This window comes from Peribacillus sp. NPDC097895 (assembly GCF_050277555.1).
Taxonomy (GTDB): Bacteria; Bacillota; Bacilli; order Bacillales; family DSM-1321; genus Peribacillus.
In genome coordinates, this window is the sequence record NZ_JBNNSH010000001.1 from 946,303 (window position 1) to 960,447 (window position 14,145).

At 40.1% G+C, this 14,145-nt stretch carries 16 protein-coding genes; 13 read left to right on the plus strand and 3 right to left on the minus strand.

The window, feature by feature from the left end; translation table 11 throughout:
* Nucleotides 1-96: 96 nt before the first annotated feature.
* The 5 genes from ACQKMH_RS04480 to phoU all read left to right on the plus strand — a co-directional run bounded on the left by ACQKMH_RS04480 (nucleotide 97) and on the right by phoU (nucleotide 4,496).
* A complete protein-coding gene (locus ACQKMH_RS04480) occupies nucleotides 97-1,059 on the plus strand; it encodes a PstS family phosphate ABC transporter substrate-binding protein (RefSeq protein WP_427586259.1) in 963 nt (320 codons plus the stop codon).
* Nucleotides 1,060-1,197: 138 nt separating this feature from the next.
* Nucleotides 1,198-2,097, plus strand: coding sequence for a phosphate ABC transporter permease subunit PstC (gene pstC / locus ACQKMH_RS04485; protein WP_427587507.1), 900 nt, complete (start codon nucleotides 1,198-1,200; stop codon nucleotides 2,095-2,097).
* Nucleotides 2,098-2,100: 3 nt separating this feature from the next.
* Complete coding sequence (gene pstA / locus ACQKMH_RS04490; RefSeq protein WP_230162851.1) at nucleotides 2,101-2,979, plus strand: phosphate ABC transporter permease PstA; 879 nt, start codon at nucleotides 2,101-2,103, stop codon at nucleotides 2,977-2,979.
* Nucleotides 2,980-2,994: 15 nt separating this feature from the next.
* On the plus strand, nucleotides 2,995-3,822 hold the full coding sequence (gene pstB / locus ACQKMH_RS04495) for a phosphate ABC transporter ATP-binding protein PstB (RefSeq protein WP_137016281.1): 828 nt from the start codon (nucleotides 2,995-2,997) through the stop codon (nucleotides 3,820-3,822).
* A gap of 20 nt (nucleotides 3,823-3,842) precedes the next feature.
* Entirely contained in the window at nucleotides 3,843-4,496 is a 654-nt protein-coding gene (gene phoU, locus ACQKMH_RS04500) for a phosphate signaling complex protein PhoU (RefSeq protein WP_427586260.1), read from the plus strand.
* 73 nt (nucleotides 4,497-4,569) lie between these two features.
* Here phoU and ACQKMH_RS04505 read toward each other — a convergent pair whose 3' ends face one another.
* Together ACQKMH_RS04505 and ACQKMH_RS04510 are read right to left on the minus strand one after the other, a co-directional pair.
* Nucleotides 4,570-5,025: a hypothetical protein gene (locus ACQKMH_RS04505; protein WP_427586261.1), complete on the minus strand. Its 456-nt coding sequence runs from the start codon at nucleotides 5,023-5,025 to the stop codon at nucleotides 4,570-4,572.
* Entirely contained in the window at nucleotides 5,018-5,416 is a 399-nt protein-coding gene (locus ACQKMH_RS04510) for a hypothetical protein (RefSeq protein WP_427586262.1), read from the minus strand. Before ACQKMH_RS04510 ends, ACQKMH_RS04505 begins: the two co-directional genes overlap by 8 nt.
* 422 nt (nucleotides 5,417-5,838) lie before the next feature.
* Between ACQKMH_RS04510 and ACQKMH_RS04515 the strand changes: the two genes are divergently transcribed.
* The 5 genes from ACQKMH_RS04515 to ACQKMH_RS04535 all read left to right on the plus strand — a co-directional run bounded on the left by ACQKMH_RS04515 (nucleotide 5,839) and on the right by ACQKMH_RS04535 (nucleotide 9,464).
* Nucleotides 5,839-6,447, plus strand: a complete 609-nt coding sequence (locus tag ACQKMH_RS04515; protein WP_427586263.1) for a hypothetical protein — start codon at nucleotides 5,839-5,841, stop codon at nucleotides 6,445-6,447.
* 116 nt (nucleotides 6,448-6,563) lie between these two features.
* Nucleotides 6,564-6,713, plus strand: a complete 150-nt coding sequence (rpmG, locus tag ACQKMH_RS04520; protein WP_028391797.1) for a 50S ribosomal protein L33 — start codon at nucleotides 6,564-6,566, stop codon at nucleotides 6,711-6,713.
* 192 nt (nucleotides 6,714-6,905) lie between these two features.
* Entirely contained in the window at nucleotides 6,906-7,478 is a 573-nt protein-coding gene (locus ACQKMH_RS04525; protein WP_427586264.1) for a 5-formyltetrahydrofolate cyclo-ligase, read from the plus strand.
* Between the two features lie 79 nt (nucleotides 7,479-7,557).
* Nucleotides 7,558-7,746 (plus strand): hypothetical protein, encoded by a 189-nt coding sequence (locus tag ACQKMH_RS04530; RefSeq protein ID WP_427586265.1) that lies wholly within the window; start codon nucleotides 7,558-7,560, stop codon nucleotides 7,744-7,746.
* 179 nt (nucleotides 7,747-7,925) lie between these two features.
* Complete coding sequence (locus ACQKMH_RS04535; protein ID WP_427586266.1) at nucleotides 7,926-9,464, plus strand: rhomboid family intramembrane serine protease; 1,539 nt, start codon at nucleotides 7,926-7,928, stop codon at nucleotides 9,462-9,464.
* Here the strand turns inward: ACQKMH_RS04535 and ACQKMH_RS04540 are convergent.
* Nucleotides 9,459-10,316 (minus strand): hypothetical protein, encoded by an 858-nt coding sequence (locus ACQKMH_RS04540; RefSeq protein ID WP_427586267.1) that lies wholly within the window; start codon nucleotides 10,314-10,316, stop codon nucleotides 9,459-9,461. The two genes, ACQKMH_RS04535 and ACQKMH_RS04540, sit on opposite strands and share 6 nt — an antisense overlap.
* Before the next feature lie 237 nt (nucleotides 10,317-10,553).
* Here ACQKMH_RS04540 and ACQKMH_RS04545 point away from each other — a divergent pair, with 237 nt between their 5' ends.
* The 3 genes from ACQKMH_RS04545 (at nucleotide 10,554) to ACQKMH_RS04555 (ending at nucleotide 13,796) form a co-directional block, all read left to right on the plus strand.
* Nucleotides 10,554-10,781, plus strand: a complete 228-nt coding sequence (locus ACQKMH_RS04545) for a YqgQ family protein (RefSeq protein ID WP_427586268.1) — start codon at nucleotides 10,554-10,556, stop codon at nucleotides 10,779-10,781.
* Complete coding sequence (locus ACQKMH_RS04550; RefSeq protein ID WP_427586269.1) at nucleotides 10,778-11,749, plus strand: ROK family glucokinase; 972 nt, start codon at nucleotides 10,778-10,780, stop codon at nucleotides 11,747-11,749. Before ACQKMH_RS04545 ends, ACQKMH_RS04550 begins: the two co-directional genes overlap by 4 nt.
* A gap of 130 nt (nucleotides 11,750-11,879) precedes the next feature.
* Nucleotides 11,880-13,796, plus strand: a complete 1,917-nt coding sequence (locus ACQKMH_RS04555; RefSeq protein WP_427586270.1) for an LTA synthase family protein — start codon at nucleotides 11,880-11,882, stop codon at nucleotides 13,794-13,796.
* Nucleotides 13,797-14,145 lie beyond the last annotated feature (349 nt).

Genomic DNA, 14,145 nt, shown 5'->3' on the forward strand with positions numbered 1-14,145 from the left:
TGAACATTTACATTCGCTTCAAACGGGGTTTACAGTCTAAAAGTATGATTTGGGTGTAGGACAAAATTCATATAAAATTCTTAGGGGGATTTACAAATGAAACGTTTCAAAGGCATGGCAATGACTGTAGTGATGGGTGGAGTAATTGCAGTAGCGGCGGGTTGTGGATCCGATGACACTAAGACAAGCGGCAGTGAAGGAAAAGGATCAGGTCAACTGCAGGGAGAAGTAATTACGGATGGTTCTTCAACGGTCTTTCCAATCATGGAGGCAGTTGCCGAAGAATATATGGGTGCACAGCCTGATGTGAAGGTTTCAGTGGGATCGTCAGGAACAGGTGGGGGATTCAAGAAATTCATCGCTGGTGATACGGACCTAGCCAATGCATCCCGCCCGGTCAAAGAAGAAGAAAGTGCCTTACTTGATGAAAAGGGAGTTAAATATACAGAATTGAAATTGGCTTTTGACGGTATTTCAATCGTCGCCAATAAAGATAATGAATTCATCGATTCACTAACAGTTGAAGAACTTCAAAAACTGTGGGTTGATAATGGAAAAGTGAAGAAATGGTCTGATATACGTCCTGAATGGCCGAAGGAAGAAATTAAATTCTACTCTCCGGGAACCGATTCAGGCACATATGATTATTTCAATGAAGTGGTCCTTGAAGAAAAACCTATGGTGGAAAATGCGACGCTTTCAGAAGATGATAATGTTCTTGTACAAGGTGTAGAAGGTGATAAAAATGCGATTGGATTCTTCGGTTATGCCTACTATGCAGAAAATAAAGATAAGTTAAAGATCATTTCCATCGACAACGGAAAAGGGGCTGTTGAGCCAACACATGAAACGATTAAAAGTGGGGAGTATGCACCATTGTCACGTCCGCTTTACACATATGTAGCTAATAAGTCGGTAGCAGAAAAAGAACAAGTTGCAGATTATACTCAATTCGTCATTGAAAATGCAGGAGAGCTTGCTGAAGAAGTGGGTTATGTCAGCCTGCCGGAAGAAGAGTACCAGAAAGATCTTGATAAATTAAAAGAACTGGAAAAATAAACGATATTACAGGCTACTGAAATCCCGCCTTGTCTATATTAAGGCGGGGGTAACAGCTTGTAAATCCAAATATTGTGTGTCTGAAATGGAGGATGCAAGTTGGAACTTAGAAAAACAGAAACCTATTCTGTCCAGGAAATGATCCTGGAAAAGAAAAGTAAGAAAAAAATGAATATGGAAAAAATCATACCTAAGCTTCTGTTCCTTACGGCGGCAATTTCCGTCTTTACTACAATAGGGATCATCTTGACGCTTATATTTGAAACATTTATCTTTTTTGACAGAGTATCTATCGTGGAATTTTTTACAGAAGCTAAATGGCTGCCATTTGCATCTGCACCTTCCTACGGAATTATGCCCCTTATCGTTGGAACGTTGAAGATAACAGTTATAGCAGCGGTGGTTGCAGTTCCAGTAGGGCTTGCAACAGCCATTTTCTTGAGTGAATATGCATCAGAGAAAACACGGAGAATCATCAAGCCGATTTTAGAGGTTTTAGCTGGGATTCCTACTATCGTTTACGGCTTTTTTGCCTTAACTTTTGTAACGCCGGTTTTGCGGGATTTATTTCCTTCCCTTGACATGTTCAATGCACTAAGTCCTGGGATCGTTGTAGGTATCATGATCATGCCGATGATAGCCTCATTGTCGGAAGATGCCCTTGTATCGGTACCAAAGTCGATTCGCGAAGGTGCGTATGCTTTAGGAGCAACGAAACTCGAAACGACAATTAAAGTGGTATTGCCGGCAGCCATTTCAGGAATTGTGGCATCCATCGTACTTGCTTTATCCAGAGCGATCGGGGAAACCATGATTGTGAGCGTTGCCGGTGGCTCGACCCCAAATATGAGCATGGATGTCACTTCATCGATTCAAACGATGACGGCTTATATTGTACAGGTCAGCTCGGGGGATGCAGGGTACGGGACAACGATTTACTACAGCATATATGCGGTTGGAATGACACTGTTCGTCTTTACGCTTGTCATGAATTTACTGGCGCAGTTCATCTCTCGCAAGTTCAGGGAGGAATATTAAGTCATGAAACTGATAAACAAAAGTCATGTTGCAAAAAAAATGCCTGCTAGGCTCGCTGTTAACACGATTTGTAAAGGATTATTTTTCTTGGCAACATTGGTTGGTCTCCTCGTATTGGCCATCTTATTTTATCGGATATTCACTCAAGGAATTGGCAGTTTGAATGGGGATTTCCTTCAGAATTTCGCTTCCAGGAAACCTGAAGAGGCTGGTATAAAAGCAGCACTGATCGGTTCGATATGGTTGATGGTAGTGGTGGCTCCAGTTTCCCTGCTGCTTGGTGTTGGAACGGCCATTTATTTAGAGGAATATGCCAGGAAGAATTGGATTACCACTTTTATCAAAGTGAATATTTCCAATCTGGCAGGTGTCCCGTCAATAGTATTTGGACTGCTGGGCTTAACGGTTTTCGTTCGTGCTCTAGCCTTGGACCGGTCCATATTGGCAGCAGGCTTGACCATGAGCCTGCTCGTTCTCCCGGTCATCATAGTAGCTGCCCAAGAGGCCATACGTGCCGTACCTCGTGATTTAAGGGAAGCTTCATTTGGAATGGGTGCAACAAAGTGGCAAACCATATTGAAAGTGGTCCTTCCGGCTGCGATACCTGGCATTTTAACCGGGGGAATACTTGCTTTGTCACGGGCAATCGGTGAAACGGCTCCATTGGTGGTGGTTGGTATACCAATGTTCATCGCCTTTTTACCGCAATCGTTCATGGATACATTTACAGTGCTGCCGATGCAAATCTATAATTGGACATCTCGTCCGCAGGAGGAATTCCAGCAGGTTGCCGCCGCGGGAATCATCGTCTTACTCATCCTGTTAATATTCATGAATTCAATAGCGGTTATAATTCGAAATAAATTCCAGAAAAGATACTGATAGGGGGAAGGAAGCATGAATATGACCTTAACGAGAGAAAAAGAGTCACCGGCAATCGGGATTGAAAATGTCGGATCAGCTGCCTTGACGGAAAAGGTGTATGAAACATCCAATCTTAATTTATGGTATGGAGAAAACCATGCTTTGAAAAATATTAATCTGGATATGCATCAAAATGAAGTTACCGCCATCATCGGTCCTTCAGGATGTGGGAAATCCACCTACATCAAAACATTGAACCGAATGATAGAGCTAGTCCCGGATGTGAAAACGACAGGCCAGATTAAATATAGGAACCGCAATATTTTAGATCAGTCTTACAAGGTAGAAGATTTAAGGACACAGGTTGGTATGGTTTTCCAAAAGCCTAATCCCTTCCCTAAATCAATTTATGAAAATGTTGTATACGGACCAAAAATCCATGGAATTAAAAATAAAAAAATTCTTGATGAGATCGTTGAAAAGAGTTTGAAAGGGGCAGCCATCTGGGATGAAGTGAAAGACCGGCTGCATGAAAATGCATATGGACTTTCAGGTGGACAGCAACAGCGCCTTTGTATTGCCAGATGTTTGGCAATCGAACCAGATGTCATATTAATGGATGAACCGACATCTGCCCTTGATCCGATATCCACTTTGAAAATAGAAGAATTGGTCCAAGAACTGAAAAAGGATTTCAGCATCATCATCGTTACCCATAATATGCAGCAAGCAGCACGTATCTCTGATAGAACAGCCTTCTTCTTAAATGGGGAAGTCATCGAATATTCTGATACAAACACCATCTTCTCTAATCCGAATGATAAAAGAACAGAAGATTACATTACCGGACGCTTCGGTTAAAGAGAAAGGGAGATGCGATAATGATCGTTCGTGAAAATTTTGAGCTTCAGTTGAAAGAATTACAGGAGAAAATCGTGAAGTTGGCTAATTTAGCTTCAGGGGCGATATCAAAATCTTATGCCGCACTGGAAAACAATAATGTCGATGCTGCTCTTGAAGTTATTGATGATGATACAATCGCTGATTTACTGGAAGAGGAAATTAATGACTTTGCGATTTTACTGATTGCTAAGCAGCAGCCGGTTGCGATTGATTTAAGGCGTATCATTGCTGCCATAAAAATCGCATCGGATATTGAAAGGATGGCAGACTTTGGTGTGAATATTGCTAAATCAGCCATCCGAATCGGTGACCAACCATTTATTCTGCCTTTAACACCATTAAAGGAGATGCATGATATTACATTAAAGATGATTCAACTTTCGATAGAAGCATTTGAGAAGGAAGATGTTGTTCTTTCGAGAGAAATCATTGAAATGGATGATGAGGTTGATCGCTTTTATGGAGATATGATTCGAAATCTTCTTCGCCTTTCAGATGAAAAGAACCTTCAACAGGTCACTCAACTTTCCTTAATTGCCCGATATTTGGAAAGGACAGCGGACCATACAACGAATATTGCAGAAAATATTTATTTCCTGGTAAGAGGGAGATATATTGGCAGGAATGAATGAACCTATCCCTAAGTTGAAAAAAAAGAGAGGCTTTTTGGTCGGACAACGTCCATTAAAAAGTCTCTCTTATTTATTAATGGGTCAAAGTATGGGCCAATTGTCTAAATGTCATAGTATTCGTAACCACAAATTCGCCGATTTGAATTTTTTTTGAGAAATCATGTTCATTCATATATGCTTCAAACCCAGCAGCATCATCGATGATTTTTTCCTTTGAAAGCCTACTGGCAATTTCCGATGTTGTCATATTCGATTTGATTTTGATTGTATAGGAAACGATGGACAGATCCTTTTTTGAAGGTGCTTTTTCCTCTAATTCTTGATCCGTTTCCTTTGGAGTCTGAACTGTCTGTTTAGCTTCCTTCATCGGAAGTGATACGACAAATCCCTCATTCTCCAGCAATTCCTTTGCTTCTTCTGTAGTCGGGGTGGCACCTTTGATTAATCCAGTACCATAATAACAGACAGCAAAGATTGTTGTTGTAAAGATGATACCTGCGGAAAGGCCCTGCATGCTTGCTTTATTCATCTTCATTTCCCCGCAATCTTTGTTGTTCGATGACAGAAATGGTTTGTTCCCTTGTTAGTGAGGATTGTTTGGCGATTTGGTCCAAAGGAAGGCCTTGACTATATAAAGATAGAACCTGGCTTTTTAGAATTTCATGAATCGGTTCGATATCATTGGAAGTGACAGGCGGTTGTTTGAATATTTCTTTTACAGGAGAAACAGGGTCATCCTGGATAACGAATTCTTCTTCAAGAATCTTCATTTTCTTTTTTATTTGGTACATATCCTGCATATATGTTATGGTCATCTGTTCTAAATCTTCTTCTAATTTGGCAACTTTGTCTTTTCTGAAAAAGGAAAGGACAAGAAGGACGATCGCCAGCGAGAATAGAAGGATGATAAGAGTTTCCATGTTTTCACCTCAGAAGATAAATTTCGACATATACATATATTTTACACATATTTTTAAAAAAATGGTGATTTTCATATTTTAATATCTTCTATGCGGCAGTTAACTTCATTTTTTGTCTGTTTTGTGTCAAATTATTGTCGAAAAGCATCATGACTATCGCCGAGAAAAAAAAAAAAAAGCACTAAAACGGAAAAAAAACCTTTGGTAGCTAACTTACATAAAATTCGACAAAATGTGTTTATTGTCCATCAGCCAATTCAGTGCTAACATAAAGGTATAATAAATTGAAAAAACGAAATATTATGAATATTACAAATCGATAAACCCATATGAAATGGTGTGCAGATTCCAAAGTGGATAGTTTCGCTGTCAGCGCCTAACGATAAGATATACAAAAATAAAGAAGGGGAAGGGATGATTATATGAATTCGCTATTCGCATATATGCCTCAGGATAACCAGGATCTATATCGTAAGGGATTGAAGGCTGGGTTATGGATGGATGAGAGTTTTGATTGGTATCCTGAGGAAGACATGATGAGTCATCCTAATGGGGATATACGGACACTATTACAAACCTTTACACAGGGGCAGGTGACCTTTTCGAAGTTCACGATTAGGAATACCTCATTTGAGACTAAGCGTCCTAAATTATTTTTTCACTATGAAAACGCTTTCGAAAGACAGGCGGTGGCTTTTTACAGTCCGAATGAACGGGCGATTTTACATGTAGCCCCTCAATCCATTGCCTTATTAGGAGGATTGGTAAAAGGGAAAAGCATTTCACAATATTGCATTCAAGGTAAGGGGAGCCTTTATCAAGAGGGATGCTTCAAATCACTGAAAGAAGGGCTCTTGGCTTACTCACCGCTCGCAAAAGGAGAGGTCACCAGCATGTTTACATTAGAGACGGAAATCTTGCCGAAGGAATGTGTGGAAGCGGTGGCTTGGGCGATTCATGCTGAAACGAAAGAAGAAGCGAAAGTCATCAATAATCAGCTCCTCCTGTCGATGCAAAACGTAACCAGTTAAAAAATAAAAAAGATATTGTCGGATTTCCCAAAAAACATACTAGCAATTCACAGTAAATAATGCTATTATAGAAAAGTCCTATGTGAAAAAGTCAATATGTTTGGAGGGAAATACACATGCGCGTGAATATTACATTAGCTTGCACTGAATGTGGAGACCGTAACTATATTTCTAAAAAAAATAAACGTAACAATCCAGACCGTCTTGAGCTTAAAAAATACTGCTCAAGAGAAAAACGCAGCACGACTCACCGTGAAACAAAGTAAGCAACAGGATTTTTCCTGTTGTTTTTTTTATGCATTTTTTTAATCCTTTCTTTCCTTCCTTTTTCAAGAACACCATTTGGTGTATCTATTTTCCATGCAGGGAATAATTCGGCAACTTCCCACTTCGTATTTTTCGTTAAGGAACAAATATTATGAGATAATAATAGAAGTAGACCAAAGGAGTCGGAAACGATGAAAGAAAACAAGAAAATGCTCCGCCAGGAAGTCAGATCCCGTCTAATGGAGCTGACCAAAGAGGACCATGAAGAACTATCGAACAGAATAGCTGAAAACTTATTTTCGCTTGAGGAATGGAAAAAAGCTAAAACAATTGGCATCACCATTTCCATTCCGCCTGAAGTTCCAACTGTACGGATCATCGAACAAGCATGGAGTGAGGGCAAAGAAGTGGCAGTACCTAAATGTGATCCCGAAAAAAGGACAATGGAATTCAAAAAGATTTCGTCCTTCAATCAGCTGGAGTCTGTTTATTCCGGTTTGCTTGAACCGGTATCCGAAACAGCTATGGCCCACAAGGAGGAATTGGATGTATTGATTGTGCCCGGCCTTGCTTTTACCCGAGATGGGTATCGCCTAGGCTTTGGGGGCGGCTATTATGACCGTTACCTTTCTTTTTACCGAGGAGTTACAATGGCCCTTGCATACGAGCTTCAGATAATGGATGAACTCCCGATAGAGGTGCATGATAAGGCAGTCGGTAAACTCATTACCCCAACTAAGGTTTTACGTTCGTATGCCCATTAGTAGAAGAAGTTCGTTAATTATCACTTTTAGCTCATAAAAATCCTGTCCTTATATCACACTAATGATAGGAGGGATTGTTATGCTTCGATTAATTATTCAAATCTTCTTGGTTGGTTTAGTGGTTTTTACAGGATATAAAAACCGGTACCGCTTGCTAAATGTGGCGCTATCCAATGGCATACTGAGAAGATTTCTAGTGACCAAGTCCTTGAATATGCCAATGTTCAGGGATAAAATGATGCAAAGCATGTTCAGTCAGACCAAATGATGATGCCGGCATCTTAAAAAAAGGAACCTGTTCAGGGGTTCCTTTTTTATTTATAAAGCGATGAAAAGTGAGATTAAAGCAGTCTCCTTTTTTACTTTTCACTTGATTTCGTCTATAGTTTTAGTTAAGCAACAGGATTCTTTTAGAAGCTTAAGATTCATTGGAAAGTGGGGAAGGCATTGGGATTTAAAGAGGATTATTTGTTTTGGGAGATAGTAAGGGAATTGTCGGCCCATTATGATTATCGAATGATCACTGTCACGGAAAACCATCAGGAGATTTGGCTTGAAAGCGATAAGAATAAGGAATTTCCTGTCATCAGACTCATTCGCCATGATTTGGATTGGGCTAATTGGCTTAAACGCGATATCGACCGAACATTGCAGAATGGGGAAAGGATCAGAAGGAAATTATATAAAAAGCCGATAAACATATTAAGTATCTATGTAAGTAAATTTGCCCCGGTCGATGATTATGACTTTAGTTTGCAGGTGGCTTCTTTTAAAAAAACGAAGGTTAACACGTTTATTCTAACCTGTGAAACCATTCATGATTCGTTGCAAAAGCTTGAGCATGTTTTGAAAAAACCACTTTCAATTCAGGTTCTTCAAGAAGATGAAATAGATGAAGAAAGTATTCTCGCAATAAAGAAGGACGCAATCTCGGAGTCAGTCAAAAAGGCTAAGGCTGAGCAAAAGGTATTTCAAAATGCCAATAAGCCAATCTTTACATATATATTCATGGCGATACAAATAGCTGTGTTTGTCCTGATGGAGTTTAATGGAGGCAGCACCAATTCCAAGACTTTGATTGAGTTTGGGGCTAAATTTTCTCCTTATATCATTGAAGGGGAATGGTGGAGGTTCTTTACCCCAATGATCGTCCATATCGGGTTCGTTCATTTACTGATGAATACATTTTCATTGTATTTGATCGGTGCTGAAGTAGAAAGGATTTACGGTAATGCCAGGTTCCTTTTCATTTATATATTTGCTGGTTTCGCCGGAACTCTAGGCAGCTTCATCTTGACCCCGAATCTTTCAGCAGGAGCGAGTGGAGCCATTTTTGGCTGTTTTGGTGCACTTTTGTACTTCGGAATTGTATATCCGAAATTATTTATGCGTTCGATGGGCTCATCGGTCATCGTGTTAATTATCATTAACTTAATATATGGTTTCAGTGTTTCGGGCATCGACAATGCAGGACATATCGGAGGTTTGATAGGCGGGTTCTTGGCTGCTGGGGTGGTCCATCTTCCAAAAACAAAAAACCTCTTGCGTCAGTTGGCTTTTTTAATTGGAACGGCGGTTCTGACCCTATGCCTGCTACAATTCGGCTTCAACCATCAGAGCAGTGCAGCTATAGATGATAATACGATGGCCATGCTAGCCCAAAAGTATATTGATCATGAAGAAGAAGATAAAGCGGAAGAGATGCTATCCAAATATGTGGAGGAAAAACCTGACGCACCCCTATCACTCTTTATTTTAGGAAATTTATCTTATGAAAAAAAAGACATCTCCAAAGCTAAGGATTATTATGAAGAAGCAATCGAAAGGAATCCGGATTTACATGGGGCCCATTACAACCTTGCCTTAGTCTACATGAATCTGGAATCATTCGATCAGGCGAAGGAGCAAGCAAAAAAGGCCATTGAGCTTGCCCCGGAGAATAAGTCATATACTAAACTTCTCAAAGAAATTGAAACTCGACTATAGCTTTTGACGTAGCATGATGGGGGTACCGTCTTTCAGTGTAAACATGACAAGTATTTCACTTTGATTCTTCGCCAATAGCAATTGGGGGATGGTGCTACCTTGTGAACTCATAGTGGAACCATCCTCCTTTTTTATTCCTAACACATAATTTTTATAAAGTCCTTCCCACAGCTTTCCAACGACTTCTTCACGCTTGAATTGCGGGAAGGCAGAAAGCCATTGGTTTTTTTTGGATGGAAGGTCGGTTAATGAAATGATTTTGTACTGATCGAGATTAATGTGAAATGCTTGATCGGCTTTCTCCAAACCGTTTTGAACCGTTTGATCGGTTAAGCTGTCCAGCGTTTTTTTCCATTGATTATGTTCTTCGGAAAGAGGTCGATGGAAATATTGGAAGGATGGTGTCGTTACTATATAAAGTTTATCTTTACTAAGCTGCTGGGCACTGGTGAAAATGGTGTCACTTGGATGAACCTCTGCATAATGAAATGTTACCGCTTCGTAACGTCCACTTTCACTTTCTTTAGATTTCGCTTTTTGAGAAAGTTCTTGTTTATTTTGCCGCCAATTTTTTAAAGCTCCAGTCAATTTTCCATTTTTGTATAAAAGGGATACATCTTGACGTAGGTAGGCAGGCTGGTCTAATGCAGAATTTACCTTCCAAGTGATGGTATAGGTGGAATCCCCGGTTCCCTTTGGTATTAGATGTGTGGAAGCATGGTCAAAATGGAGCGAGGAATCGATGGGAAAATAAATGATGGTTTCCTCAACCTGTTTATTATTTGAAAAATAAATGATGAAAAATATGGTAAGTAAGACTAAAAAAACGGTATACTTCAATTGTAATTTCATTTTTTCCCTCCGTTTTAAAGCATGATGACTGGTTTAAAAATATTAGGCTATTTCAAATTTTGAAATCAAATCGAATGAGTCCACATTTGGCGTTCACTATCCTGTTATTTCATCATATGAATAGAGTTGGACATGTATGAGGGTGGTGGGGAAAATTATCAAGAGGGGAAATGGTCGCTTGTTACAAAGCGGCTGATTCGTTATACTTTCCTTTAGAAAAGAGTAAAGAGGCTTATTATGAAAACATATTATGATCTTCAACAATACTTGAAAAGATTCGGTACATTTATCTATATTGGTGATCGCTTAGCCGAGCTTGAACTGATGGAAGCTGAAATCAGGGAAATCAATCGTATGCAGATGATGGATACGAAAGATTATCAAACGGCGATCCTTTTAATTAGGCAGCAATTGTCCCTTGAAAGGGAGAAACAGAAAAAAGTCGATAAAAAAGGTGAGAGATGATGGAAAAGTGGCTGATGGGTGTCGATTTAGGCGGTACAACTACCAAACTAGCTCTGATCAATTCATACGGAGAGATTATTCATAAATGGGAAATCAGCACGGACATCTCCGAAAAGGGCAAATTCATTACGATTAATATTGCCAAAGCGATTGATGCGAAGCTTGTTGAACTTAATGAACCGAAGAGTAAGATAGTAGGGATAGGAATGGGGGCACCAGGTCCTGTGAATTTTGTTAATGGTTCCATTTATGAGGCCGTTAATCTAGGGTGGAAAGACTATCCTTTAAAAGATTTATTGGAAGTGGAGACTAACCTTCCTACGGTAATCGATAATGATGCCAATATGGCCGCATTGGGAGAGATGTGGAAAGGTGCGGGTAATGGTGCCAAAGACCTCGTTTGTGTAACACTTGGAACGGGTGTAGGCGGCGGGATCATCCATAATGGGCAAATCGTTCATGGAACAAGTGGTGCCGCTGGGGAAATAGGGCATATAACCGTTGTAACGGACGGTGGGGCACCGTGTAATTGCGGCAAGACAGGGTGTTTGGAAACGGTTGCTTCCGCAACGGGAATCGTTCGTTTGGCTTTAAAGGCTTTGAATACATCCACTGAAACGTCCATGCTTCAGCAGAAAGTCGACGAAGGTATTGCGATTTCTTCCAAATTGCTATTCCAATGCGCAGAGGCAGGTGATCCCCTGTCCAAAGCTGTGGTTGCTAAGGTAGGCGATTACTTAGGGCTAGCACTATCACATGTTGGGAATGTCATGAATCCAGATAAAATCGTCATTGGAGGGGGCGTTTCACAAGCGGGGGACATATTGCTTGATACTGTCCGTTCGGCTTTTGAAAAGTATGCATTCAAACGGGTTGGTAAATCAACGAAAATCAGCCTTGCAACATTAGGCAATGATGCAGGGGTAATAGGTGGGGCCTGGCTGATTAAAAGCCATTTGAATTCTTGATCTGTTCTTGCAGTCCTGTGGTAAACAGGGCTGCAAGGTAAAATGACCGAATCTTCAAAAATCACCTCGCTTAAAGGGACGGAAAGACATTTTTGCTGTGTTTTTGAATTCACGGGAGAACTTATGACCCATGATGGAAGCACGCTCTGGATCATGGCTCCAGAGCTTATTCGATGAGGAGGGACCAGGCTTGAAAGGGGTCTTCAATAATCAGGGATATTCATTGTTTTGGGTCGTATTTTTATCGCTTTGGCTTAAAACATACATTGCTTATAAAACAAGTTTTGAGATAGATATTGAAAATTGGATCCAGGAATTCATTCTATTGATCAATCCAGTCAGTTTCTTGTTACTTACTCTTGGCATGAATATATTTTTAAAAGAAAATAGACGAAAAGCGTACTTATTGACCATGAGTTTCTTCATAACCCTCGTGCTCTTTGCCAATCTTGTTTTTTACCGCTTTTTTAATGACTTTTTAACCATTCCCGTTCTTTTCCAGACGAGCAATATGAGCGATCTTGGAAGCAGTGTACAAGATTTGATCAATCCGAGTGACCTTTTGTATTTTGCCGATCTTCTGTTCTTGATGTTTCTGACGATATACAAACCAAAAACATTCCATGAACGTTCGTACAATTTGCAGGACCGTAAATTCTTTATCTTAATGGCTTTAGGAGTGACATTTTTTAATTTAGCCGTGGCGGAAGCGGAGCGTCCGGAACTACTGACCAGAACTTTTGACCGCGAAATCCTCGTTAAGAATATTGGTACGTACCATTACCACCTCTATGATGCAATACTACAGACGAAATCATCGGCTCAGCGTGCCCTAGCGGATGGCAGTGAATTGTCGGAAATTGAAAATTATGTTCGTGCCAATCAAAAAAAGGTCAATGATGATTTATATGGTCTAGCAAAGGGCAAGAATGTGATTTTTGTTTCATTGGAATCCACTCAAAGCTTTGTCATCAATAAAACTGTGAACGGAGAAGAAATCACCCCTTTTCTGAATGAATTCATTAAAGACAGCTATTATTTCAATAACTTTTATCACCAAACAGGCCAAGGTAAAACATCTGATTCAGAATTCATCATTGACAATTCCCTCTATCCATTAGGAAGAGGTGCAGTATTTTTCACACATGCCCAAAATGAATACAAAGCCACCCCTGAAATATTAACGGAAAATGGCTACTATACAGCTTCCCTGCATGCCAATAATAAAAGCTTTTGGAATCGTGACATGATGTATGATTCGCTTGGGTACCAGCGGTTTTTTAATAGTGATGACTACGAAGTCTCTGAAAAGAATTCCGTCAATTGGGGGTTGAATGATAAATCGTTTTTCGAGCAATCAATCGCTCACCTCGAAGGGATGCCGCAGCCTTTTTATGCAAAATTCATTACGTTAACCAATCATTTCCCATTCACATTGAATGAAGAAGACCGGACATTGGAACCATACGATTCGAATTCCAAAACTTTAAATCAGTATTTTCCTACAGTGCGTTATACGGATGAAGCCCTGGAACGATTTATCGCAGATTTGAAACGTGTTGGCCTATATGAGGAATCAATTATTGTCATGTATGGGGACCATTATGGCATTTCGGAAAATCACAATTCTGCCATGAGCCAATTCTTGGGTAAGGAAATCACGCCTTTCGAATCCGTCCAGCTTCAGCGTGTCCCATTGATTATACATGTCCCAGGTCAGAAAGGAAAAACGATTTCCACCGTTTCTGGTCAAATTGATGTAAGGCCAACACTTATGCATTTACTAGGTATAAAAACGGGCGATTTTATTGAATTCGGCAAAGATCTGTTTTCAGAAGAGACTATTGAATTCACGGTTCTTCGCGATAGCAGTTTCATCACGAAGGATTATCTCTATACGATGGATACCTGCTATGATAAAAAGACAGGAGCGATGACGGAAAGGGATCCATGTGAGAAGTATTTGGAAAAAGCGAAGCAGGAGCTTGAATACTCAGACAAAATCATATACGGGGATTTGCTCCGCTTTTATGAGAAAAAAAGATGAAAAAAGAAAGAAACCTGGCGCAATCCAGTTTTCAGACTGTAGACAAACTCGATAATAATGGAGTTTGTCTACAGTTTTTTAGTTTGAAATTTGACCGTTGATTTCCCCTCCGGGCACTCGCTTTCCGCAGGAGTCTCCTACACCCGCTCCAATCCACTGTGTCTTAAAACTAAGATGGACCCCAATTGCCCAAAGTTTAGTTAAAGTTTTATACTCCATGAATAGAAGAAGATGCAAACTGGACATTGCGAGTGCCAGAAATGGGCTAAAATCAAAAAGGGTTTCGTAATGAGACCATTCCGGAACCTTTTGTCTACAAACTGGAAACCTGGCGTAATCCAGATTTTTT

Bases quoted from the DNA above. Each gene is read 5' to 3' on its own strand.
- ACQKMH_RS04480 (WP_427586259.1), top strand. From the start codon at position 97: ATGAAACGTTTCAAAGGCATGGCAATGACTGTAGTGATGGGTGGAGTA.
- pstC (WP_427587507.1), top strand. From the start codon at position 1,198: ATGATCCTGGAAAAGAAAAGTAAGAAAAAAATGAATATGGAAAAAATC.
- pstA (WP_230162851.1), top strand. From the start codon at position 2,101: ATGAAACTGATAAACAAAAGTCATGTTGCAAAAAAAATGCCTGCTAGG.
- pstB (WP_137016281.1), top strand. From the start codon at position 2,995: ATGAATATGACCTTAACGAGAGAAAAAGAGTCACCGGCAATCGGGATT.
- phoU (WP_427586260.1), top strand. From the start codon at position 3,843: ATGATCGTTCGTGAAAATTTTGAGCTTCAGTTGAAAGAATTACAGGAG.
- ACQKMH_RS04505 (WP_427586261.1), bottom strand. From the start codon at position 5,025: ATGAATAAAGCAAGCATGCAGGGCCTTTCCGCAGGTATCATCTTTACA.
- ACQKMH_RS04510 (WP_427586262.1), bottom strand. From the start codon at position 5,416: ATGGAAACTCTTATCATCCTTCTATTCTCGCTGGCGATCGTCCTTCTT.
- ACQKMH_RS04515 (WP_427586263.1), top strand. From the start codon at position 5,839: ATGAATTCGCTATTCGCATATATGCCTCAGGATAACCAGGATCTATAT.
- rpmG (WP_028391797.1), top strand. From the start codon at position 6,564: ATGCGCGTGAATATTACATTAGCTTGCACTGAATGTGGAGACCGTAAC.
- ACQKMH_RS04525 (WP_427586264.1), top strand. From the start codon at position 6,906: ATGAAAGAAAACAAGAAAATGCTCCGCCAGGAAGTCAGATCCCGTCTA.
- ACQKMH_RS04530 (WP_427586265.1), top strand. From the start codon at position 7,558: ATGCTTCGATTAATTATTCAAATCTTCTTGGTTGGTTTAGTGGTTTTT.
- ACQKMH_RS04540 (WP_427586267.1), bottom strand. From the start codon at position 10,316: ATGAAATTACAATTGAAGTATACCGTTTTTTTAGTCTTACTTACCATA.
- ACQKMH_RS04545 (WP_427586268.1), top strand. From the start codon at position 10,554: ATGAAAACATATTATGATCTTCAACAATACTTGAAAAGATTCGGTACA.
- ACQKMH_RS04550 (WP_427586269.1), top strand. From the start codon at position 10,778: ATGATGGAAAAGTGGCTGATGGGTGTCGATTTAGGCGGTACAACTACC.
- ACQKMH_RS04555 (WP_427586270.1), top strand. From the start codon at position 11,880: ATGATGGAAGCACGCTCTGGATCATGGCTCCAGAGCTTATTCGATGAG.